At 65.4% G+C, this 21925-nt stretch carries 22 protein-coding genes; 11 read left to right on the top strand and 11 right to left on the bottom strand.

The genetic code is table 11. The features are described from left to right. Positions 1–14 precede the first annotated feature (14 nt). Both aspS and nudB read left to right on the top strand, forming a co-directional pair. Positions 15–1823, top strand: a complete 1809-nt coding sequence (aspS, locus tag AC07VS_RS01160; protein WP_492347229.1) for an aspartate--tRNA ligase — start codon at positions 15–17, stop codon at positions 1821–1823. A gap of 97 nt (positions 1824–1920) precedes the next feature. Further along, entirely contained in the window at positions 1921–2382 is a 462-nt protein-coding gene (nudB, locus tag AC07VS_RS01165; protein WP_494749983.1) for a dihydroneopterin triphosphate diphosphatase, read from the top strand. Positions 2383–2396: 14 nt separating this feature from the next. Here nudB and AC07VS_RS01170 read toward each other — a convergent pair whose 3' ends face one another. Continuing rightward, a complete protein-coding gene (locus AC07VS_RS01170) occupies positions 2397–4175 on the bottom strand; it encodes a response regulator (protein WP_494656641.1) in 1779 nt (592 codons plus the stop codon). Between the two features lie 132 nt (positions 4176–4307). Between AC07VS_RS01170 and AC07VS_RS01175 the strand changes: the two genes are divergently transcribed. The 8 genes from AC07VS_RS01175 (at position 4308) to AC07VS_RS01210 (ending at position 10710) form a co-directional block, all read left to right on the top strand. Continuing rightward, positions 4308–5063 carry an endonuclease/exonuclease/phosphatase family protein gene (locus AC07VS_RS01175; RefSeq protein WP_492347226.1) on the top strand — a complete coding sequence of 252 codons (756 nt, stop codon included), beginning with the start codon at positions 4308–4310 and terminating at the stop codon, positions 5061–5063. A gap of 2 nt (positions 5064–5065) precedes the next feature. Continuing rightward, complete coding sequence (gene clsB, locus AC07VS_RS01180; RefSeq protein WP_492347225.1) at positions 5066–6277, top strand: cardiolipin synthase ClsB; 1212 nt, start codon at positions 5066–5068, stop codon at positions 6275–6277. Positions 6278–6417: 140 nt separating this feature from the next. Continuing rightward, a complete protein-coding gene (folE, locus tag AC07VS_RS01185; protein WP_492347224.1) occupies positions 6418–7119 on the top strand; it encodes a GTP cyclohydrolase I in 702 nt (233 codons plus the stop codon). Between the two features lie 2 nt (positions 7120–7121). After that, the gene (locus tag AC07VS_RS01190; protein ID WP_027478319.1) at positions 7122–7544 is read left to right on the top strand and encodes a BLUF domain-containing protein; all 423 of its coding nucleotides are present in this window, start codon (positions 7122–7124) and stop codon (positions 7542–7544) included. Positions 7545–7590: 46 nt separating this feature from the next. Beyond that, positions 7591–8472, top strand: a complete 882-nt coding sequence (locus tag AC07VS_RS01195; protein WP_494656644.1) for an EamA family transporter — start codon at positions 7591–7593, stop codon at positions 8470–8472. 2 nt (positions 8473–8474) lie between these two features. Further along, complete coding sequence (locus AC07VS_RS01200; protein WP_492347222.1) at positions 8475–9341, top strand: DUF429 domain-containing protein; 867 nt, start codon at positions 8475–8477, stop codon at positions 9339–9341. 111 nt (positions 9342–9452) lie between these two features. Further along, entirely contained in the window at positions 9453–10457 is a 1005-nt protein-coding gene (locus AC07VS_RS01205; RefSeq protein WP_494749984.1) for a hypothetical protein, read from the top strand. Positions 10458–10461: 4 nt separating this feature from the next. After that, positions 10462–10710, top strand: a complete 249-nt coding sequence (locus tag AC07VS_RS01210; RefSeq protein ID WP_494656646.1) for a hypothetical protein — start codon at positions 10462–10464, stop codon at positions 10708–10710. 1 nt (position 10711) lies between these two features. Here the strand turns inward: AC07VS_RS01210 and AC07VS_RS01215 are convergent, their stop codons facing one another. The 7 genes from AC07VS_RS01215 to AC07VS_RS01245 form a co-directional block, all read right to left on the bottom strand. Continuing rightward, entirely contained in the window at positions 10712–12073 is a 1362-nt protein-coding gene (locus AC07VS_RS01215; protein WP_494749985.1) for a tetratricopeptide repeat protein, read from the bottom strand. Then, complete coding sequence (locus AC07VS_RS01220; protein WP_494749986.1) at positions 12070–13494, bottom strand: amidase; 1425 nt, start codon at positions 13492–13494, stop codon at positions 12070–12072. The genes AC07VS_RS01215 and AC07VS_RS01220 overlap by 4 nt, the downstream gene beginning before the upstream one ends. A 3-nt stretch (positions 13495–13497) precedes the next feature. Continuing rightward, positions 13498–14985, bottom strand: a complete 1488-nt coding sequence (locus AC07VS_RS01225) for an ABC transporter substrate-binding protein (RefSeq protein WP_492347216.1) — start codon at positions 14983–14985, stop codon at positions 13498–13500. Positions 14986–15138: 153 nt separating this feature from the next. Then, the gene (locus tag AC07VS_RS01230) at positions 15139–16008 is read right to left on the bottom strand and encodes an ATP-binding cassette domain-containing protein (RefSeq protein WP_494656649.1); all 870 of its coding nucleotides are present in this window, start codon (positions 16006–16008) and stop codon (positions 15139–15141) included. Next, positions 16005–17021, bottom strand: coding sequence for an ABC transporter ATP-binding protein (locus AC07VS_RS01235; protein ID WP_492347214.1), 1017 nt, complete (start codon positions 17019–17021; stop codon positions 16005–16007). The genes AC07VS_RS01230 and AC07VS_RS01235 overlap by 4 nt, the downstream gene beginning before the upstream one ends. Before the next feature lie 25 nt (positions 17022–17046). Beyond that, positions 17047–17940: an ABC transporter permease gene (locus AC07VS_RS01240; protein WP_494656651.1), complete on the bottom strand. Its 894-nt coding sequence runs from the start codon at positions 17938–17940 to the stop codon at positions 17047–17049. After that, positions 17937–18887, bottom strand: coding sequence for an ABC transporter permease (locus AC07VS_RS01245; RefSeq protein WP_492347212.1), 951 nt, complete (start codon positions 18885–18887; stop codon positions 17937–17939). The genes AC07VS_RS01240 and AC07VS_RS01245 overlap by 4 nt, the downstream gene beginning before the upstream one ends. A gap of 285 nt (positions 18888–19172) precedes the next feature. On the opposite strand from AC07VS_RS01245, the gene AC07VS_RS01250 reads away from it, so the two are divergent. After that, complete coding sequence (locus tag AC07VS_RS01250) at positions 19173–19430, top strand: YfhL family 4Fe-4S dicluster ferredoxin (protein WP_492347211.1); 258 nt, start codon at positions 19173–19175, stop codon at positions 19428–19430. Here AC07VS_RS01250 and pth read toward each other — a convergent pair. The 3 genes from pth to AC07VS_RS01265 all read right to left on the bottom strand — a co-directional run bounded on the left by pth (position 19421) and on the right by AC07VS_RS01265 (position 21917). Next, on the bottom strand, positions 19421–20077 hold the full coding sequence (pth, locus tag AC07VS_RS01255; protein ID WP_494749987.1) for an aminoacyl-tRNA hydrolase: 657 nt from the start codon (positions 20075–20077) through the stop codon (positions 19421–19423). The two genes, AC07VS_RS01250 and pth, sit on opposite strands and share 10 nt — an antisense overlap. A 134-nt stretch (positions 20078–20211) precedes the next feature. Continuing rightward, positions 20212–20835, bottom strand: coding sequence for a 50S ribosomal protein L25/general stress protein Ctc (locus tag AC07VS_RS01260; protein WP_492347209.1), 624 nt, complete (start codon positions 20833–20835; stop codon positions 20212–20214). A 107-nt stretch (positions 20836–20942) separates the two neighbouring features. Further along, positions 20943–21917: a ribose-phosphate pyrophosphokinase gene (locus AC07VS_RS01265; RefSeq protein WP_019576050.1), complete on the bottom strand. Its 975-nt coding sequence runs from the start codon at positions 21915–21917 to the stop codon at positions 20943–20945. Positions 21918–21925: the final 8 nt, after the last annotated feature.

Below are 21925 nucleotides of genomic sequence, written 5' to 3' on the forward strand. Positions count from 1 at the left end.
GCTGGATGTTTCTTATGGCTATGCGTTCACACTATTGCGGTCTCGTGACCGAAGCCCTGCTGGGCCAAACCGTTACCTTGTCGGGCTGGGTCAATCGTCGTCGTGACCACGGTGGTGTGATCTTCATCGACCTGCGTGACCGCGAAGGGTATGTGCAAGTGGTCTGCGACCCGGACCGTGCCGAGATGTTCAAGGTTGCCGAAGAAGTGCGCAATGAGTTCTGCGTGCAGGTCAAGGGTGTGGTGCGTGCCCGCCCGGATGGCACGACCAACGACAAGCTCAAGAGCGGCCAGATCGAAGTGCTGTGCCATGAGCTCAAGGTGCTCAACCCCTCGGTCACGCCTCCCTTCCAGATCGATGAGGACAACCTCAGCGAGACCACTCGCCTGACCCACCGCGTGCTGGACCTGCGCCGCCCGTACATGCAGAACAACCTGATGCTGCGCTACCGCGTGGCCATGGAAGTGCGCAAGTTCCTGGATGCCAATGGCTTCATCGACATCGAAACGCCGATGCTGACCAAGTCCACGCCCGAAGGCGCGCGTGACTATCTGGTGCCCAGCCGTGTGCATGACGGCCAGTTCTTTGCGCTGCCCCAGTCGCCCCAGTTGTTCAAGCAGCTGCTGATGGTGGCGGGCTTTGACCGCTACTACCAGATCACCAAGTGCTTCCGTGACGAAGACCTGCGCGCTGACCGCCAGCCCGAATTCACGCAGATCGATATCGAAACATCGTTCATGGAAGAGCAGGACATCCGTGACATGTTCCAGGGCATGATCAAGACCGTGTTCCAGAACACCCTGGGTGTGGACCTGGGCGAGTTCCCGGTCATGACCTACCAGGATGCGGCCTTCCGTTTCGGCTCTGACAAGCCCGATCTGCGCGTCAAGCTCGAATTCACCGAGCTGACTGACGTGATGGCCGATGTCGATTTCAAGGTGTTCTCCACCCCCGCCACCACCAAGGGTGGCCGTGTGGTGGCTCTGCGTGTGCCGGGCGGTGCCAAGGAAGGTACCGGCCTGTCGCGCGGTGAGATCGACAGCTACACCGAGTTCGTCAAGATCTATGGCGCCAAGGGCCTGGCCTGGATCAAGGTCAACGACCTGAGCAAGGGCCGTGACGGCCTGCAAAGCCCCATCGTCAAGAACCTGCACGACAAGGCCATCGCCGAGATCCTGGCACGCACCGGCGCTCAGGACGGTGACCTGCTGTTCTTCGGGGCCGACAAGGAAAAGATCGTCAACGACTCCATCGGTGCCCTGCGCATCAAGATCGGTCACAGCGAGTTTGGCAAGAAGAATGGCCTGTTCGAGAGCCGCTGGGCCCCGCTGTGGGTGGTCGACTTCCCGATGTTCGAGTTCGACGAAGACGGTCAGCGCTGGAATGCGGTGCACCACCCCTTCACCGCTCCCAAGGACGGTCATGAGGACTGGATGGTCACGGCGCCCGAGAAGTGCATCTCCAAGGGCTACGACATGGTGCTCAATGGCTGGGAAATGGGTGGCGGCTCGGTCCGTATCCACCGCGCCGATGTGCAGCAGAAGGTGTTCGATGCCCTGAAGATCAGCCCTGAGGAAGCTCAGCAGAAGTTCGGCTTCCTGCTCGACGCGCTGCAATACGGTGCTCCCCCGCACGGTGGCCTGGCCTTCGGCCTGGACCGCATCGTGACGCTGATGACGGGGGCCGAGTCGATCCGCGACGTGATTGCCTTCCCCAAGACCCAGCGTGCCCAGTGCCTGTTGACCCAGGCCCCGAGCCCGGTGGATGAAAAGCAGTTGCGCGAACTGCACATCCGCCTGCGCAACACCACGCCCGCCGCCTGAGTCCGGCAGATCACCTGAGCGGCCCCGAGCGGCCTGCCAGGACCACAGCGGCCACGGCGCAAGCCCTGGCCGCTTTTTTCTTGCCTCGGAGATCGCCATGCCTGAGCCGCGCGCCTACAAGATTCCCGAATCGGTGCTGGTCCTGATCCATACGCCCGACCGGCAGGTGTTGCTGATCCGGCGCACCGATGCCGGCGAGCACTGGCAATCCGTCACCGGCAGCAAGGATCACATGGGCGAAAGCTGGGTCGACACTGCCGTGCGCGAGGTGATGGAGGAAACCGGGATTGATGCGCTGGCCCCAGGGCATCGGTTATGGGACTGGGGCCTGGAGAATGTCTACGACATCTGGCCTGAATGGCAGCATCGCTATGCCCCTGGGGTGCTGCGCAATCGCGAACGCGTGATGGGGCTGACCGTGCCAACCCCCTTGTCGGTGCGCCTGAGTCCTCGTGAGCACACGGCCAGCCAGTGGCTGCCCTGGCTGGCGGCGGCGGATCGGTGTTTCTCCCCGTCGAATGCCGAGGCCTGTCTGATGTTGCCCCGGTTCCTGGTGTGACTTCAGCCCGGGCCTCAGCGCCCTGGGCGCAGACGCAGCGCGTCCAAGCCCTGCGCCAGGGGCTCTGATTTCGATTCGGCTTGAGGCTTGGGTGGCGCCTCTGCTGGCGCTTGGGCGGCTTGCAGGCTCTCGGCCGCCTGGGCTTTGGCTTCAGCACGTTTGCGCAGGCGCAGTGTCACTCCGCCGGGTTGGCGTTCGCTGTCCTGACCCAGCACGGCCCGAGCCGGGGTGGTGCCGCAGCGGCTTCGCAAGGTGTCGATCTGTTGTTGCAGCGGCTCGGCCTGGGCAATGCGGGCCTGGTGGCGCAACAGCACCTGCTGCGACATGTCGAGCAGCTTGACGTTCAGGGTGGCTTCGCTGTGTTCCAGCAGGCTGCGCACTGCACCGGCCGGATCGCCCGACAGGCTCAGGCCCATGGCACGTTCGGCGGTGCCGTTGATTTCTTGCAGGCACGCGCGGATGGTGTCCGCATAGGGTGTGTGCAGGTGGCAGGCGTTGGCCATCAATTCGCTCAGGCCCCGGGTGTTGGCGTAGCGCATGCCCAGTTGCTTGATCCAGCCACTGCCCTCGGACAGGTCGATCGATGTGTTGGCCAGGACCGACAGCAGGCCTGCCAGGTTGCAGGACGCTTCGAAGTCAAAGTCGACGGCGCTCAATTGCGCAGCCATGTTGCGCACCATCTCGACTGCGCGCGCAAACTGCCTTTGCAGGATCTGCTGCAGCGCACCCGTCACTTCGACGAAGCGGCGTACGCGGGGGCTGTCAGGGTGCCGCTCCAGGATGCGGGCGCAGTCGGCCATGCAGCGTTCCATGCCCTTGCGGTCGTTGTCCGCAAAATACGCAAAGGCCAGCAACACGATCGATTGAAAGTCAAACAGCTTCGAATCAATGCCCAGGATGGTGGCCCGGGCCAGGGCCTTGGTGGCGGTGACACGGTCGCCCATGTAGAACGCCATCATGCCGAACTTCTGCTGCCGCCCGACCGAGTCAGGTGTCAGCGTGCTGGCGGTTCGGTAGGTCTCCAGGGCCTCGGCAAAATTGCCCACCTCGACCTGGGCGCGTCCGAGCACGTCGTAGGCATCGGTGTAGCTCGCGTCTTCACCGATCAGGCCCATCAAGGTGGTGATGGCCCGGGTGGCCTGGCCTGACTCGACCTGGGCTCGGGCCACGCCCAGCTTGGCCCAGGGCAGGGCACGGGCGGCAATCACCGCCTCGAACAGGGTGCGGGCCTCGTCGTGGCGCCCCAGGCGCAGCAGCAATTCGGTACCGATGCGGGCCGCGTACAGCCAGTAGGGCTGCTGGGTCTCGAAGCGCTGCACGCACAGGCTGGCGGCCAGTTCAAAGTTCTCGTCTTCAATCGCATTGAAGATCGGCATCAGGTGCACCTTGCGCAGGCGGGCCAAACTGAGCCGGTCGAACAGTGCCACGGGGGTGAAGGGCTTGAGCAGGTAGCCGTCGAGGGCGGATTCTGCAGCTTCGGCCACCGACGCGTACGAGGCCTCGGCCGTCACCATGAAGAACACCGTCGAGAACGGCAGCAGGTGGGCTCGGCGCAGGTCATCGAGCAGGGTCTGGCCCGACTCGTTGGTGTCATCAAAATACTGTTCACACAGCACAAAATCGAAGACCGTGTGTTCCAGCCGGTTGCGGGCATCCCGCACGCGGCTGCACTGCACCACCTTGCCCACCCCGTAGTCACGCAACTGGCCAGCCAGAATGCTGCGCGAGGTGGCATTGCTGTCGATGACCAGTGCCAGGCAGTCGCCAATGTCGCGTTGTGGGGCTGTTGCCATGTTGTGTTGTGCAATGGAAAGTGGCTACAAGCCAGATATTCTCCAGGCTCAGTGTAAAGCGGGCGACAGATCCGAAAATCAGAAAAATCACCTAGGGTGTGTCGGATTCCGGTCATATTCGCGGCCAGACGGATGGTCCACAATCCCCGGATGGACAAAGATGGCGTTTTCCGGGTAGCCACCTGGAACATTCACAAAGGTGTGCGAGGCGTGGGGCCGACGCGCAGGCTTGAGATTCATGACATCGGTCATGGTGTGGAGCAACTGGACGCCGATGTGGTCTGCCTGCAAGAGGTGCGCAAGGTGCATCGGCGCGAGCAGAGCCACTTTGCGCGTTGGCCTGCCATGCCGCAGGCCGATTACCTGGCCCCTGAGGGGTACGAGGCGGTGTACCGCACCAACGCGATTACCCGCCATGGCGAACATGGCAATGCCCTGCTCACCCGCTGGCCCGTGGTGAACCATCAGCATGAGGACATGTCTGACCACCGTTTCGAGCAGCGTGGCCTGCTGCATGTGGAGATCCAGGTGGCCGATCGGCTGTTGCACGTGATCGTGGTGCACCTGGGCCTGATCCCAGGCAGCCGGGTGCGCCAGGTTGACCAGCTGCGCCGCTTCATTGCCCGTGAGGTGCGGGTCAGCGAGCCCCTGATCGTGGCGGGTGACTTCAATGAGTTTGGTGGCTCGCTGAGCAGGACATTGCGCCACGATGGCCTGATCGAGTTCGAGGCCTCGCGCCACCCCACCTTTCCATCGCGCCTGCCCCTGGCCCAACTGGACCACATCTACGCCCGAGGCCTGGCCCCGATCAGCGCCCAGGTGCCACACGGGCGGGCCTGGGCACGCATGTCCGACCATCTGCCCCTGATCACCGAGTTCCGGTTCTAGACATGCCTCGGGCCCATGGTTTGAGTTACCGCGCCGGCCATGAGGTGCAATTGCTGCAAGGCAGCACCGAGTTTTTTCCGGCGCTGATCTCAGGCATGGACGCCAGTCGCCACAGCATCTGGCTGGAGACCTACATCTTCGATTTCACGGGCAGTGCACAAGGCGTTGCCCAGGCCCTGGAGCGGGCGGCACAGCGTGGCGTGGCGGTGCGTGTGGTGGTGGACGGTGTGGGCACCGATGCCATGCCCGCGCTGTGGCTGCAGCGCTGGCAGGCTGCGGGCGTGCAGTGGCGCGTCTTTTCCCCCCTGGGACCGGGCGGCCTGTTGATCCCCAACCGCTGGCGCCGCCTGCACCGCAAGCTGTGTGTGCTGGATGGGGAACGCCTGTTCTGCGGCGGCATCAATGTGCTGGACGACTGGTACGACCCGCACCATGGGCCGCTCAGGCAGCCGCGCTTTGACCTGGCCGTGAGCCTGTCGGGCCCGGTGGTGGCGGAGGCCGTGGACACCATGTCCCGGTTGTGGTGGCGGCTGGAGGCCGCCCGGGCAATCCGGTCGCGGCGGCTGCCGCATGCCCTGGAGGCCTGGCGTCAGGGTTTGCCGGCACCCGCCCCGGGCGCGCTGCGCAGCGCGCCACAGGGCCTGCGCGCGGCCCTGGTGCTGCGTGACAACCTGCGCCATCGCGCGCGCATCGAAAAGGCGTACCTGCGCGCCATCGGGTCGGCGCGCGAAGAGGTGTTGATTGCAAATGCGTACTTTCTGCCAGGGCGAAAGTTGCGCCGTGCCCTGGTGATGGCCGCGCAGCGTGGCGTGCGGGTGCAGCTGCTGCTGCAAGGGCGCTATGAGAGTTTCATGCAACACCATGCGGCGCGCCCGGTGTACGGTCCCCTGCTGGCCGCGGGCGTGGAGATCCACGAGTACGAACCCAGCTTTCTGCATGCCAAGGTGGCGGTGGTGGACGGCAGTTGGAGCACGGTCGGCTCGTCCAATCTCGACCCCTTGAGCCTGTTGCTGGCGCGCGAAGCCAATGTGGTCATTGATGACCGCGAGTTTGCGGCCGGCTTGCGCCGGTCCTTGCAGGCCGCCATGCGGCAGGCTGGGCGCCTGGTCCAGCCTGAGTTACTGGCCCAGCGCCCCTGGCATTTGCGGGTGCTGGACAGGCTGGCCTTTGGTTTGATGCGGCTGGCCTTGTGGCTGACGGGCTACCGCTACTGAGCCCAGGCCCGTTCAACAGGGCTTCAGTGCTATTCATTGTGTAGCTTGAAACCCTTGCGCTGCAGTGGCTATCAGCCCATAAACCCCAAAATTCAATCGCTGTTACCATCCTTGGCTGTTTGGACAGAGTACAAGCCGCAATGAACCCAATCAACCCGGACGAGGGCACCCCCGTCTCGCTGAAAATCCGTGAGCGACTGGCCGCAGCGCGCAAGCGTTTCAACGCCAATGACAACATCGCCGACTTCATCCAGCCCGGTGAACTTGAGAAGTTGCTCGACGAAGTCGAGCACAAGATGCAAGGCGTGCTCGACAGCCTGGTGATTGACACCGAGCGGGATCACAACACCAACAACACCGCCCGCCGGGTGGCCAAGATGTATCTGAACGAGGTGTTCAAGGGCCGCTATGTGGCGGCGCCGCCGATCACCGAGTTCCCGAACGCAGAACACCTCAATGAGCTGATGATCGTCGGCCCGATCACCGTGCGCAGCGCCTGCAGTCACCATTTCTGCCCGGTCATGGGCCGCATCTGGATCGGGGTGATGCCCAATGAGCACACCAATGTGATCGGCCTGTCCAAGTACGCCCGTCTGGTCGACTGGGTGATGGGGCGCCCTCAGATCCAGGAAGAGGCCGTGGTTCAGCTGGCCGACCTGATCCAGGAGAAGACCCAGCCCGATGGCCTGGCCATCGTGATGGAGGCCAGTCATTTCTGCATGTCCTGGCGCGGTGTGCGCGAAATGGACAGCAAAATGATCAACTCGGTGATGCGTGGCGTGTTCCTCAAAGACTCTGCGCTGCGCCGTGAATTCCTCTCCCTGATTCCTCGCAAGGACTGACCATGCTTGTTCGTCTGCTCTATGCCAGCCGCGTGGTTGACAATTCGCCAGCCGCGATCGACGCCATCCTGGCCCAGTCGCGGCAACACAACCCGGGCTGTGGCATCACGGGGGTGCTGTGTTACGGCGGCGGTATTTTTCTGCAGGCCATCGAGGGCGGCCGCTCCGCCGTCAATGAGCTGTATGGCCACATCTTGCGCGACACCCGTCACAGTCAGGTCGAGTTGCTGGTGTACGAAGAAATCTCTGAACGCCATTTTGGCGGCTGGACCATGGGCCTGGTGAACCTGTCCAAGCTCAATACCTCCATCCTGCTCAAATACTCTGAGCGCCCCGAACTGGACCCCTATGCCGTGTCCGGCCGCGTTTCCCTGGCCCTGCTCGAAGAGTTGATGGCCACCGCCTCCATCATCGGTCGGGCCTGAGCGCGGTCGGGTGTCCCCGGCGCTCCTGGAGCGCTGGGCCGGTGTCATGAGCCTTCTGTCCTTCTCGCTGGTCATGCTGGCCGGCCTCATCCATGCCTTGTGGAACATCGCAGCCAAACGGGCTGGCGGTGACTCTCGCTTTGCCTTCTTCACCTCGTTCCTGATGATGGGGGTGTGGGCGCCGGTGGGCCTGTGGATGGGATGGGGCGTGGTGGGCGCCTGGGGGCTCGCCGAGTGGAGCCTGGTCGTCATCAGCGGCCTGCTGCACGTGGTCTATTACGTCACGCTGCTGCGCGGCTACCAGCGGGCCGACCTCACGGTGGTGTACCCGCTGGCGCGCGGCTCCGGGCCCTTGCTGTCATCGGCCGTGGCTTTGGTGCTGCTGGGCGAGCATTTGACTGCCTCCAGCGGGCTGGGCCTGCTGGGTGTGGTGTTGGGGGTGTTTCTGGTGGCGGGCGGGCCTGGCCTGTGGCGGGCCGGCCGAGACGCCGAACACCAGGCGCGGGTGCGCCTGGGCCTGGTGTATGGCCTGCTCACCGGGGCCTTCATTGCCAGCTACACCGTGGTCGACGGCTATGCCGTGAAGGTGATGCTGATGTCGCCGGTGCTGATCGATTACATGGGCAATTTCGTGCGGGTGGCCGCTCTGGCTCCCCAGGTCTGGCGAGACCGGCCCGAGGCCGCCCGGCTGTGGCGCCTGCAGTGGCGGCATGCCCTGCTGGTGGCCACCATCAGCCCGGTTTCGTATGTATTGGTGTTGTATGCGATGCAGACAGCGCCCTTGTCGCATGTGGCGCCGGCGCGCGAGGTCTCGATGTTGTTTGCCGCACTGATCGGCGGGCATCTGCTGGGCGAGGGCGACCGACTGGCCCGCGTGGGGGGGGCGGTTTTGATCGCTGCCGGTGTGGTGCTGCTGGGGCTGGGCTGAACATGGCGGATCCCCTGTCCCCGATGTTGCTGCTGGGCTGCGACTTCAGCAGCCGGCCGACCCGGCGCAAGCCGGTGCTGCTGGCATTGGGGCATGAGCGTGCGGGCCGGGTGGTGCTGAGCCACCTGGAACGGCTGCAGACACTGGAGGCCTACGCCGCCTGGCTGGCCGAGCCCCGCGCGTGGGTAGGGGGCTTCGACCTGCCTTTCGGGCTGCCGCGCGAGCTGGTCAGCACCCTGGGCTGGCCCACCGACTGGGCGGCCTGCATGGCGCACTACGCCAGCCTGACGCGGGAGCAGATCCGGGCCGCGTTTGCGGCCTTTTGTGATGCCCGCCCCGTGGGCGGCAAGTTTGCCCACCGTGCCACGGATGGGCCCGCCGGGTCCAGCCCGTCGATGAAATGGGTCAACCCCCCTGTGGCCTACATGATGCATGCCGGCGTGCCCCCTTTGCTGGCTGCGGGCGTGCAATTGCCTGGCTTGTGGCAGCCCGCGGCGTGCCCTGGTGCCCCGACCCGGGTGGCTCTGGAAGCCTACCCCGGCCTGCTGGCGCGCGAGCTGCTGGGCAAACGCTCGTACAAAAGCGATGACCCCGCCAAGCAGACCCCCGAGCGCCTGATCGCGCGCAAAGACCTGATCACCGCGCTGGAGCATGGGCAAACCCGCCTGGGCCTGCGCCTTAAACTGAGCCATGCCCAGCGTGATGCCCTGGTGGACGACGCCAGTGGCGACAGCCTGGATGCCGTGCTGTGCCTGCTGCAGGCGGCCTGGGCACATCGCCAGCATGCCGCCGGTGATCCGCTGTATGGCTTGCCGCCCGGCCTGGATCCACTCGAGGGCTGGATCCTCAGCGCTGCCTGGCCCGCTTGAGGCGAACTGGCACCGAACATCGACATAGGGCCGGGGCCATCGCTACACTTGGCGTATCACCGTGCTTCACCCTGCAGGCCTCAGACCGACCTGCACTGGGAGAACAACACCATGAAATCGACCCGATACTCGTCTTATCAGCCCTTGCTGAAAGTCTTGGCGCAGGCCGCCATCGCCGACCGGCCTGAAGGCTGGTCGGAGGGCGAACTGTGCCTGAGCCAGCAGGGGCCTGCCCTGGTGTGTCGGCTGCGGCGTCCCGAAGGCGGGGCAGAGCAGCCGGCGCCCGCACGGGTGCAGGCCGCGGCACAGGCCCTCGCGCAGGCGCTGGCCCACGATGGCCTGCCTTGGGTGGGATGTCGGATCGGGTTTTTTCGCAAGCCTGTGGGTTGGGGTGTGCGGGTGCGCATCACCCCCAGCCATGGTTCTCCCGAGCTGGACCTGACGCCCGACCGGCCCCCCTCTGCACCCTCCCCCAAGCCGGCCGCGCCGGGCGCTGTGACAGCGGACCCGTCGAGGCTGCCGAGTCTGGATGACCCATTCGCCTTGCAGCCCCAGGCACGGGTCAGCCTGGGTGCGGTCCCACCTGAGCATCCTCGGGCCGACGCCATGCCGCTCTCACCTCGTCCTGCGCCACCTGATCCGGCCTTGCTGGCTGGGCGCCGGCATTGCCCGCATTGCCGCGAGAACAGCCTGCGCTTCGTGTTGCGCGACGCGGGCACCGACCACTACCAATGCGAACGCTGCGGCTACAAACTCGCCATGGTGGCGCCGGAGTTTGGCGACGTGGCCTATTCAGTCAAACCCCATGCCGACGAGCGCGATGGCCCACACCCGGCGCAGGCTGAGTTGCAGCCTGACGGGCGCATCACCGGGCCCGATTACTCGATGCACCTGAGCAGCCCGGAGACCTTGATGTACCAAAGCGGCAACATGCGGGTGCCGGTTCGGGTGGTGCAGGATGTGGCGCGTGGTTTGCGCGTGCTGGAGGCCGAGCGGCTGTCCACGGTCGACACCCCCTTCGGGGTCCGCATGCTGACGCCCCGTGAGCACGAAGGCATTCTCCAACACCTGCGGCAGTCGGTTCACCTGCTGCCTGGGCGCTACCTGGTCGAGTGAGGGCATGGGTATCTTGCGCTCACCCCTTTCAGGTTGGGTCTTCCGGCGGGTCTGTCTGGTTGGCTGCCTGGTGGGCTGTCAGCTCGTCGGGCTGGCCCAGGCGGGGCCCGCTCCCTGGTATGTGTGGCGCAGCAAGCTGGATGGCAAAGAGGTTTGTGCCCAGGCTTCGCCAGGGGTGGGCTGGATTCAGCAAGGGGGGCCATTTCTGGACGCCGACTGCCGCAAGCTGCCACCCCGCCTGCTGCCGATGTGAATCAGCCTGGCGCAGCGCCAGTCTGGGCCACGACCTCCGCCAGACCCAGATCCTTGTAAAGCTGGGTGGCCATGGCGGCGAGGCGACACGATTCGGGTTGCTGGTTGCAAAGGGGCTGCAGCAGGTTCTGTGCACCCACCCACTGGCCCGATTGCCGCAACGCATCCAGGTGGATCTGGGCAAACAGGTCACGCTGCGCATGGCTGCCACCGATCTCGCTCAGGCGCGGCAGCGCCTGGCCCAGGCGCTGGGCGCTGTGCGCGTACTGGCCTTCGGCGTGGGCCAGCAGGGCTTCGGCGGCAGGCACCGCCACCTGCTGCCAGGCGGGGCGCAGGGGGCCGGTGGCTTGTTCCGCATGGCGGCGCAGGGCTTGCAGCCGCGCCTGGGCCTCGTCACCATGGCCTGCGCGGGCCAGCCCATAAAGGTATTGCAGATCCAGAAAAGGCAGCACGTGGTCAGGCCTGCGTTGCAGCAGGTGCTGGCCCAGGTCCTGCCAACGTGGGCCGACCGCCACGCCAGCCAGTTCCAGCCGGGCCAGCAGCGAGATGGCGTTGATCTGGTCCTGGCTGTAGTCCTTCACCACGCCCCAGACCTGCTCATCAAACAAGCGCAGGGTCTCCTCGGCGTGGCCGCGCTCCAGTTCGAACAAGGCCAGGTGCCACCAGTTGTGGGTCTGCATGAAGGAGTTCAGACCCACCCAGCTGACACTGGCCTCGCGCATGAAGCCACGCCCTTCCTCCAGTCGGCCCTCGGTCAGCATCACGTGGGCCAATGCGTGCTGTGCCCAGGGCTCTTTGGGGCTCAGGCGCAGGGCCGTGCGCGCAGCCGATTCGGCCTGGCGCAGCAGGTGGCATTGTTCCCAGGCAAAAGCCGCCATGCCGTGCAGGTAGGGCACATCGGCTGCGTGGGGCAGGGCGGCCAGTGCCAGGCGCAGCATGCCGGGCGACTGGCCCTGGTTGAACAGGTGGTACTGCCCCAGCTTGAGCGAGGCCAGATCGCGCGGGAACAGGCGCGCCTGCTCTTCGTGCAGGGCCACGGCGCGGGCCAGGTCACCGCGTACCCAGGCGGCCACCGCGGCAATGAAGCGCTGCTCGCGCTCGGTGGCGCCGGCCGCCTGTGCTTCGGCCCGTTCGATGAAAGGCCGGGCCTGGGTGGGGGCATCACCGGTCTCGGCAAACATGTGCAGGGCCGCCGCATAGGCTTGCACCAGCGGGCTGCTGTCTTCGGCCGCCACCAGCACGTTCACACACCGGGCCTCGCAGGCGATGAAGCCCTCGACAAAGTCATTCAACGGCCCCAGGCTGGCCGGGTCGTGCAGGGTGACCGGGTTGCCCAGGCTGTCGGTGGCGGCCAGTGGCGTCATGCTTGCGGCGGTTCTGGCCAGGGGCGTTGCGGATCGCGGATCAGTTCGAAGGCTCGGGCCACCTGCAGCACGCCCAGGTCATTGAAACGGGCACCGGCGATCTGCAGGCCGATGGGCAGGCCGGCGCGGGTGTAGCCGCAGTTGATCGACGCAGCAGGCTGCTCCGACATGTTGAAGGGCACGGTGAAGCCAATGTGCTCCAGACCATGCAGCGGGTCGTTGGTGGGCGAGGGCAGCTCGGCTGCAAACGCCGGCATGGGGGACGTGGGCGAGATCACGTAGTCGAAGGCGTTGCAGGCTTTCACACTGGCCAGCCGGGTCTGGTGGAACTGGTGACTGGCGTTGAAGACCTCGACCCCGCTCATGCCGGCGGCGCTGTCGGCCCATTGGCGGATGTAGGGCAGCACCTTGTCGGCCTGGGCGGGGGGCAGGGCCGACAGGTCGATGTGCGAGCGCATGCGCCAGTAGTGGTCCATGCCTTCGAGCATGGCCTGGGTCATGAAGGGGGCCATGGGCTCGACGTGGGCACCGGCCTGGGCCAGCAGGGCGGCCGCGCGTTCAATGGCGGCGCGCACCTCGGGCTCGACCGGCAGGCCGCAGCCGGCATCCAGCAGCAGGCCGATGCGCAGGCCACGCAAGGCGTCGACGCCGGCATCGAACTGCGACCAGGCGAGGTCCTGCCAGGGCAGGCTCATGCTGTCACGGGCATCAGGCCGCGACAGCACCTGCATCATCAGCGCCGCGTCGGCCACGCTGCGGGTCATGGGGCCGGCGGCGCGGCCGGTGTAGGGCGGGTCGATGGGAATGCGGCCCAGACTGGGCTTGAGGCCGAAGATGCCGCACCAGCCCGCGGGCAGTCGGATCGAGCCACCGATGTCGGTGCCGATGTGCAGCGGACCGTAGCCGGCCGCGGCAGCGGCCCCTGCGCCGGCACTGGAGCCACCGGGGCCCTTGCTCAGGTCCCAGGGGTTGCGCGCCAGCGCATGGAAGGTGGACAGCCCGGAGGACAACATGCCGTAGTCGGGCATGGTGGTCTTGCTGACGATCACCGCGCCGGCTTCCTTCATGCGGGCGGCAGGCGGGGCGTCGGCCGTGGCCGGGGTCAGGCTGACGGCGGCGCTGCCCAGGGGGGTGGGGTCGCCTTCGGTGGCAATGTTGTCCTTGAGGGTGGCCGGCACCCCGTCGAGCAGGCCCAGAGGCTGGCCCTTGAGCCAGCGCGCCTCGGCTGCGCGGGCCTGGGCCAGGGCGGCTTCGGGCCGGTACAGCCAGGTGGCGCACAGAGAGGGCTCCCAACGCTCGATCTGGCGGATCACGGCCTCGGTCACCTCCACCGGTGACAGGGCGCGTTGCCGGTAAGCCTCGATCAGCGTGTGGGCTTCAAGGTTGTGCAGGGGCTGGCTCGAAAGGGCGGCGGTGGACATGGTTTACCAGGAGAGAGCAGAGAGGTCGTTGACGAAGACCGGCATGTCTTTCCACAGACCCTTGAGGTTCTTGTGGCCGATCGTGATCCATTGCGGCTGGAACAGGAAGGCGTGCACCGAGTCTTCGGCCAGCAGCTTCTGCGCCTCGCCCAGCAACTTGGCCCGGTCGGCCTCACGCGGGGTGTTGTTGATTTTCTTGAACAGCTCGTTGAACTTGGGCGATTCGTAGTTCCAGTAGTAGCCTGGCTTGGCGAAGTTGCCCAGGTCGAAGGGCTCGACGTGCGAGATGATGGTCAGGTCGTAGTTCTTGTTGGTGTACACGCCGCTGAGCCACTGCGCCCATTCCACGTTCTGCGTCTTGGCCACGATGCCGATCTTGGCCAGTTGCGAGGTGATCACCTCGCCGCCCTGACGGGCATAAGGGGTGGGGGGCAGGAGCAGGCTCAGTTCGAGCGGCGTGGTGACGCCGGCTTCCTTGAGCAGGGCCTTGGCCTTTTCGGGGTTGAAGGGGTTGATGCCGGTGGTGTCGACATAGCCCAGGGCGCCGGGCACGTAGTGGCTGCCGATGGGCACGCCGTAGCCGTCCACGGCGCCTTCGATCACGGCCTTGCGGTCGATGGCGGCGGCAATCGCGCGGCGCACCCGCACGTCATCGAGCGGCTTCTTCTTGTTGTTGATGGCCAGGATCGTCTTGGCCCGTGAACCCGCCACGATGACCTGAAACTGCGGGTTGGCCTTGAACTGGGGCACAGCCCGCTGGGTCACGCGCTGGAAGGCATCGACATCGCCAGCCAGCAGGGCGGCCACCTGGGCGGCCGGGTCGCCGATGAAGCGGAAGGTGGCTTTCTTGATCTTGATGGCGGCCGCGTTGCGGTAGCCGTCCCACTTGCCCAGCACCACCGAGGCGCCCTTGTTCCAGGCATCGAGCTTGTAGGGGCCGGTGCCCACCGGCTTGGTGGCGTTGGTGTCGGCACTTTTGGGCTCGACGATGATGGCCGTGGCCTGGCCCAGCACGAACAGAAAGTCGGGATCGATCTCTTTGCGCAGCACCACCACCGTGCTGTCGTCGACCACCTGGGTGCTCATTTCGGCAAAGGTGCGCTTGTCCTTGTTGGTGCTTTTTTCACCGCCAGCGCGGTCGAACGAGAACTTGACGGCCGCTGCGTTGAAGGGTTCGCCGTTCTGGAACTTCACGCCCTTGCGCAGCTTGAAGGTGTAGGTCTTGAGGTCGGGCGACACCTCCCAGCTTTCGGCCAGCAGGGGGGTGACGCTGCCGTCGGCGTTGATCTTGGTGAGGGTCTCGAAGAGGTTGTACTGCACCACTTCAGCAATGGCCGAGGCGGCGCCAGCGGTAGGGTCCAGGCCTGGCGGCTCCAGGGTCATGCCCAGGACCACCGAGTCTTTGCGGCTTTGAGCCAGGGCTTCCAGGGAGGTGGTCGCGCTCAGGGCGGCGAGGGCGCCAGAGCTCAGGACAGTACGGCGGTTGATCATGGGGTCATGCTCCAGAAAAAGCCAGGGATGGACAGAGGTCGCGCCCGCGCCGCCGTGTGCCCCGGGGGGCGGTCTCCGGCAGGCGGGTGGGTCGAAATTTCATTGTAGAAGCCTGCCGCCGGCCGGCGATATGCGGTGTCATCATCTCGCGCGTCATGCTGAGTCGGTCCGGCGTGCCTTGCGCTGGCGCTGGCCAGGGCGGGCCTGGGGAACGGCCTGCATCAGGGTCTGTGTATAGGGGTGGGTGGCGGCACTGAAGAGCACATCGGGGGCTCCCTGCTCGACGATCTGCCCCTTGAACAGCACGGCCACGTCGTCGCACAGGTGGTTGACCACCGCCAGGTCGTGGCTGATCAGCATGTAGGTGATGCCGTGGTGGGTCTGCAGCTCTTGCATCAGGTTCAGGACCTGGGCCTGTACCGACACATCGAGCGCGCTGACCGGTTCGTCAGCCACGATCAGGCGCGGGCGGGTGATCAGGGCCCGGGCGATGGCGATGCGCTGGCGCTGTCCACCCGAGAACTCGTGCGGGTATTTGTCGAGATCGGTGGGGCGCAGGCCCACCTCACGCAGCACCTCGCCGGCTTGCTGGCGAGCCTGTTCTCGGGCGATGCGGGTGTCCACCTGCAGCCCGAACAGCGGTTCCGTGACGATGCGCTCGACGGTTTGACGTGGGTCGAGCGAGCCATAAGGATCTTGGAACACCATCTGGAAATGCTGGCGGGCCAGGCGCAGCGCCGAGGGTGTCAGCGTGTGCAGGTTCCGGCCTTCGAGCTCGACCGTGCCTGCAGTGGGCTGGTCGAGGGCCATCACCAGGCGGGCCAGGGTGGACTTGCCTGAGCCGGATTCGCCCACGATGCCCAGGCTGCGGCCGGCCTGGATCTCGAAGCTGACGCCTTGCAGCGCTTTCACGCTGGCCGGCGGGCGCCACAGGCTTTCGCGGGGCAGGGTGTATTCGCGCACCAGCTGCTGCACGCGCAGCAAAGGGGCCTGGGTTGGCGGGATGGGGGCGCGCGCGTTCATGCCTTGGCCTCGGTGGGCAGTTCGGGGCTGTGCCAGCAGCTCACCAGGTGGGGGCTCAGGCCCTCCGATGCTTCGGGGCTGCCCACCTGGCGTGCGACAGGGCGTTGCTGTTCGCATTGCGCTGTGCTCAGGGCGCAGCGGCCGGCAAAGGCGCAGCCCGCAGGCAGGTCGACCAGCTCGGGCACGGTGCCTGCGATGGTGGCCAGGGCAGGGCGCGGCCCGGGCGGGCGTGGGCCCAGGCGGGGCCGGGCGGCAAACAGGCCGCGCGTATAAGGGTGGGCCATGCGGGCGAACACCGCCTCGGTCGGGCCGCTTTCGACCACGCTGCCGCCATACATCACCAGCATGCGGTCAACGTTGTTGGCAATCACGCCCAGGTCGTGTGAGATCAGCATCAAGGCCATGCCGCGCTCGTCCACCAGCTCATTGATCAGGTCCAGGATCTGGCGCTGCACCGTCACATCGAGGGCGGTGGTGGGCTCGTCGGCAATCAGCAGATCGGGGTTGCAGGCCAGGGCCATGGCAATGGTGATGCGCTGGCGCTGGCCCCCTGAGAACTGATGGGGGTAGGCGTCCACGCGCTGGGCTGCGTTCGGGATGCCCACCCGGTCGAGCAGCGTGATGGCTTCGGTGCGTGCCGCTGCGGCGCTCAGGCCCCGATGCAGGCGCAGGGGTTCGGCCACCTGGTGGCCGATGGTGTGTACCGGGTTGAGGGCCGTCATGGGCTCCTGGAAGATCATGGCCAGGCGGTCACCGCGCAGGCGACACAAGCGGCTTTCGTCCAGGCCCACCAGCTCCTGGCCCTCAAAGCGGATGCTGCCGCGCACCTGGGCACCTTCGGGCAGCAGGCCCATCAAGGCCATCACGGTGAGCGACTTGCCACAGCCTGATTCGCCGATCAGGCCCAGGGCGTCGCCTTTGTCGAGCGAGAAACTGAGCCCGCGCACGGCGTCGGCCGGGCCGCGCGGTGTTTGCAGACGGATGTGGAGGTCTTGGACTTCGAGCAGGGCCATCGTTGCTTGCGGGTGGGCGGTTGGATCAGCGTTTGCGCGCGAGGCGAGGGTCGAGCAGGTCACGCAGGCCGTCACCGAGCAGGTTCAGACCCAGCACGGCCAGCGCGATGGCCAGGCCCGGGAACACCGCCAGCAGTGGCGCCTGGAACAGCATGCTCTGCGCTTCGCTGAGCATGCGGCCCCAGGAGGGTTGGGGCGGCTGGGTGCCCAGGCCCAGGTAGGACAGCGCGGCCTCGGCCAGGATGGCCAGTGCGAACTGGATGGTGGCCTGCACCACCAGCACCGAAACGATGTTGGGCAGCACATGGTCACGGGTGATCTGCCAGGTGCTGCGGCCGCAGGCCCGGGCGGCCAGCACGAACTCGCGCGACCAGACCGCATTGGCCGAGGCCCGGGTGACGCGGGCAAAGGTGGGGATGTTGAAGATGCCGATGGCGATGATCGAATTGACCATGCCGGCCCCGAAGACCGCCGTCAGCATGATGGCGGACAGGATGGCCGGAAACGCGAAGGTGAAGTCGGCCAGGCGCATCACCAGTTCCTCGGTCCAGCCTCGGCGGGCCGAGGCCAGCAGGCCCAGGGCCGTACCCAGGCCGATGCCGATGCCGACCGCGATCAGGCCCACCGCGATCGAGCTGCGTGCACCCACCAGCAGCAGTGAAGCCACGTCGCGCCCGAAGGTGTCGGTGCCCAGCCAATGCTGCCACGATGGGCCCTGCAACTTGAGGCTGAGGTCGACCTCGTAGGGCGACCAGGGTGTCCAGGCGTAGGACAGGGCAGCCGCCAGGATCAGCAGCACGGTCAGCACACCCCCCAGCACAAAGCTGGGGTGCCGGGCGGCCCGCTTTGCGAAGCCGGGCGGGTTTGCCGCGGTGTTGGGTAGGGCGCCTGGTGGGGCCGTATGGGGCTGCGGGTTCATATGTCGCTGGCTTTCACACGGGGGTCGATCACGGCATACAGCAGGTCGACCACAAAGTTCACCACCACCACCATGCTGGCCAGCAGCATCACGCAGTTGCGCACCACGATCAGGTCACGGTTGGCAATCGACTGGAAGATCAGCCGCCCCAGGCCGGGCAGAAAGAACACGTTCTCGACCACGATGGTGCCCGCCAGCAGGTTGGCGAACTGCAGGCCCATCACGGTGATCACCGGGATCAGGGCATTGCGCAGCACGTGGCGCCACAAGGTGGCACGCCGGCTCAGGCCCTTGGCCCGGGCGGTGCGCACAAAGTCTTCGCGCATCACTTCCAGGACGGCCGAGCGGGTGATGCGTGCCAGGATGGCCGCCTGCACCACGGCCAGCGAGATGGCGGGCAGCAGCAGCGCTTTGAGTGCCTCCAGTGGATCATCCTCCCAGCCCGGAAAGCCGCCGGCAGAGAACCATTTGAGGTGTACCGAGAACAGCAGGATCAACAGGATGGCAAACCAGAAATTGGGGATGGCGATGCCGATCTGGGCCAGGCTCATCACCCCAACGTCGCCGGCCTTGTTGTGGTGCGAGGCGGCATACAGCCCGGCCAGCAAGGCGATCAAGGTGGTGATCAGCATGGCCAGCAGGGCCAGGGGAACGGTCAGGGCCAAGCGCTCCAGCACCAGCTCAAGCACGGGGGTGCTGTAGGTGTAACTGTTGCCCAGATCGCCCTGCAGCATGCCGACCACCCAGTGGCCGTAGCGTGTCAGTGCGGGTTGGTCGAGCCCCAACTGGGTGGCCAGGGCCGCCACAGCCTCTGGCGCGGCGTCAGGCCCCATCAGCATCTGGGCCGCATTGCCCGGCAGGATCTCCAGCACGGTGAAGATCACGACAGACGCTCCGACCAGGGTGGCCAGAAAGGTCAGAAAGCGTTTGAACAGGAACAGACTCATGGGCCGCTGGGCTGCCAGGGCAGGGCCGTGGCGTTGGGGTTGTTTCCGTGAAAGCAGATCAGCATATCGGAAACTGCCGCGTCTGGTTGTCGCGCTTGCGGAGTGCCGCAGAAAAGCGACAAATGAATGGAGTGTTCACTTAACCAATAGGCAGCCGCCCTGCATTTGCGCTGAATGCCTGTGGCCGCAGAGTGGGCAGGGCGATCGCGGGATAATGGAGCCTATGCTTTGCAAGCCCTGTCTACCGTTGAAGCGGCCGTCTGCGCGACGTGCCAAGGAGTGCGCATGGCACTGATGATCACCGATGAATGCATCAATTGCGATGTCTGCGAGCCCGAGTGCCCCAACCAGGCGATTTTTCTGGGGCCCGAGATCTATGAGATCAACCCCGACAAATGCACCGAGTGCGTGGGGCACTTTGACGAGCCCCAGTGTGTGCAGGTATGCCCTGTGGCCTGCATTCCGGTGAATCCGCAGCGGGTCGAGAACTCTGAGACGCTGATGCAGAAGTACTTGCGCCTTCAGGGCGCGGCTCAGGCCTGAGGCGCTTGGGGCGTGGCGTCTGGGGTTGGTTCAGCCTCAGCCTTTGGGGCCGGCTTCGGGGGCTTGGGCCGCGGCGGTTTGCTGGTGTGGATCAGCAGCGTGGCCTTCTCCATCTGCCCTTCCATCAAGGCCGGCGCCGCCTTCAGGGTGCGCTCGATGCAGATCTCGATGGCTTCGCGTTGCTCGGGCGCCGGTTTCTTGAGCACCCAGTTCACCACTTCCGATTTCACGCCAGGGTGGCCGATGCCCAGTCGCAGTCGCCAGTAGCGGTCGGTGCCCAGTTGGGCGTGGATGTCGCGCAGCCCGTTGTGCCCGGCGTGGCTGCCACCGAGTTTGAGCTTGGCTTCGCCAGGCACCACGTCGAGTTCGTCGTGCACCACCAGGATCTCTTCAGGCTGAATTTTGTAGAAGCGCGCCAGCGCTGACACCGATTTGCCCGACAGGTTCATGAAGGTCTGTGGTTCCAGCAACCAGATCGTCTGCCCACTGACATTGGCCCGTGCCACCTTGGCGTGGTAGGCCTTGTCAGGCGTCAGGCTGACTTTCAGGGTGCGTGCCAGCTCGTCAATCCACCAAAAACCGGCGTTGTGTCGGGTGGCTTCGTATTCGGTGCCGGGGTTGCCCAGGCCTACAAACAGCTTGATCATGGGGAGAGATTATCTGCGGGGTCTGATGGGGATGCTCCATGCAAAACGGCCCACCGAGGTGGGCCGTCTGGCGCAGAGGGCAGGCTTGAAGGCCTGCCATCCGAGGGGTGGGTAAAAACAGGCCAGGCCTGAGATTACTTCTTGCCCTTCTTGGCGGGAGCCGCAGGCGCAGCAGCCACCGGAGCGATGACTTCTTCCACCGGAGCCACCACCGACACCAGAACCGGGTTCTTCTTGCCATGGGTGACAGCCGTCACGCCCTTGGGCAATTGGATGTCGGCCAGGTGCAGGGACACGCCCTTGGTCAGGTTCTTCAGGTCCACGGCGATGAACTCAGGCAGGTCGGCCGGCAGGCAGGCGACTTCGAGTTCGGTCACAACGTGGTTGATCAGGCACTTGTCGCCCTTCACAGCAGGCGATTCTTCTTCACCGCTGTAGTGGAGAGGCACCTTCATCGACAGGCGGGTCTTGGCATCGACGCGTTGGAAGTCAATGTGCAGAACCAGTTGCTTGAACGGGTGGTATTGCACGTCGCGCAGCAGAACCTTGCCTTCTTGGCCGTTCAGTTCCATGTCCAGGATGGAGGCGTGGAAGGCTTCCTTCTTCAGGGCGTGCCACAGAGCGTTGTGGTCCAGCTCGATCAGCTGGGGTTCTTTGCCCTCACCACCGTAGACGATACCGGGCGTGCGGCCCGTGATGCGCAGACGGCGGCTCGCACCCGTACCCTGCTTGGCGCGCTCAAAAGCGACGAATTTCATAGTGAACTCCTGATGGGGTCGACCGCGACCAGTGCGACCCTGATTTGAAAATGGGCTGGCGGCACATGGCCGTCAGCCCTCTGTGTGTTCTACCGAGGCAATGCGGGTCAGTTTTGACCGTCTTGATCGGAGAACAGGCTCATCACCGACTCGCCGCGGGCAATGCGCTGGATCGTTTCGGCGATCAGCGGAGCCACGGAGAGTTGGCGGATCTTGCTGCATTCCTTGGCGGCATCGCTCAAGGGAATGGTGTTGGTGACCACGACTTCATCCAGGGCCGAGCCCTTGGAGATGCGTTCGATGGCCGGGCCCGAGAAGATCGGGTGGGTGCAATAGGCATACACCTTCTTGGCGCCGCGTTCTTTCAAAACCTCGGCCGCCTTCACCAGCGTGCCGGCGGTGTCGATCATGTCGTCCATGATCACGCAGTTGCGGCCTTCGATTTCGCCGATCACGTGCATCACCTCGCTCACGTTGGCCTTGGGCCGACGCTTGTCGATGATGGCCAGATCGCAGCCCAGTTGTTTGGCCAGGGCGCGTGCGCGCACCACGCCGCCCACATCGGGCGACACGACGATCAGGTCTTCGTAGTTCTTTTGACGCAGGTCGCCCAGCAGAACGGGCGAGGCGTAGATGTTGTCCACCGGGATGTCGAAGAAACCCTGGATCTGGTCAGCGTGCAGATCCATGGTCAGCACGCGGGCCACGCCCACGGTCTGCAACAGGTTGGCGACGATTTTCGCGGAAATGGGCACGCGGGTGGAGCGAGGACGGCGGTCCTGGCGGGCGTAGCCGAAATAGGGGATCACGGCACTGATGCGCTCGGCCGATGCACGCTTGAGGGCATCGACCATGATGAGCAGTTCCATCAGGTTTTCGTTGGTCGGAGCGCAGGTGGACTGAACCACGAACACATCGCGAGCACGAACGTTTTGATTGATCTCGACAGTGACTTCACCATCGGAAAAACGACCCACATGGGCCGCGCCGAGCGTGGTGCCGAGGTTTTTTGCAATTTCAGCGGCCAGACCAGGATTGGCGTTGCCCGTGAAAACCATGAAATCAGGAGGGGTGGCTTGCATGAGCGTCC

The sequence above is a fragment of the Curvibacter sp. GW821-FHT01G03 genome (genome assembly GCF_059422285.1).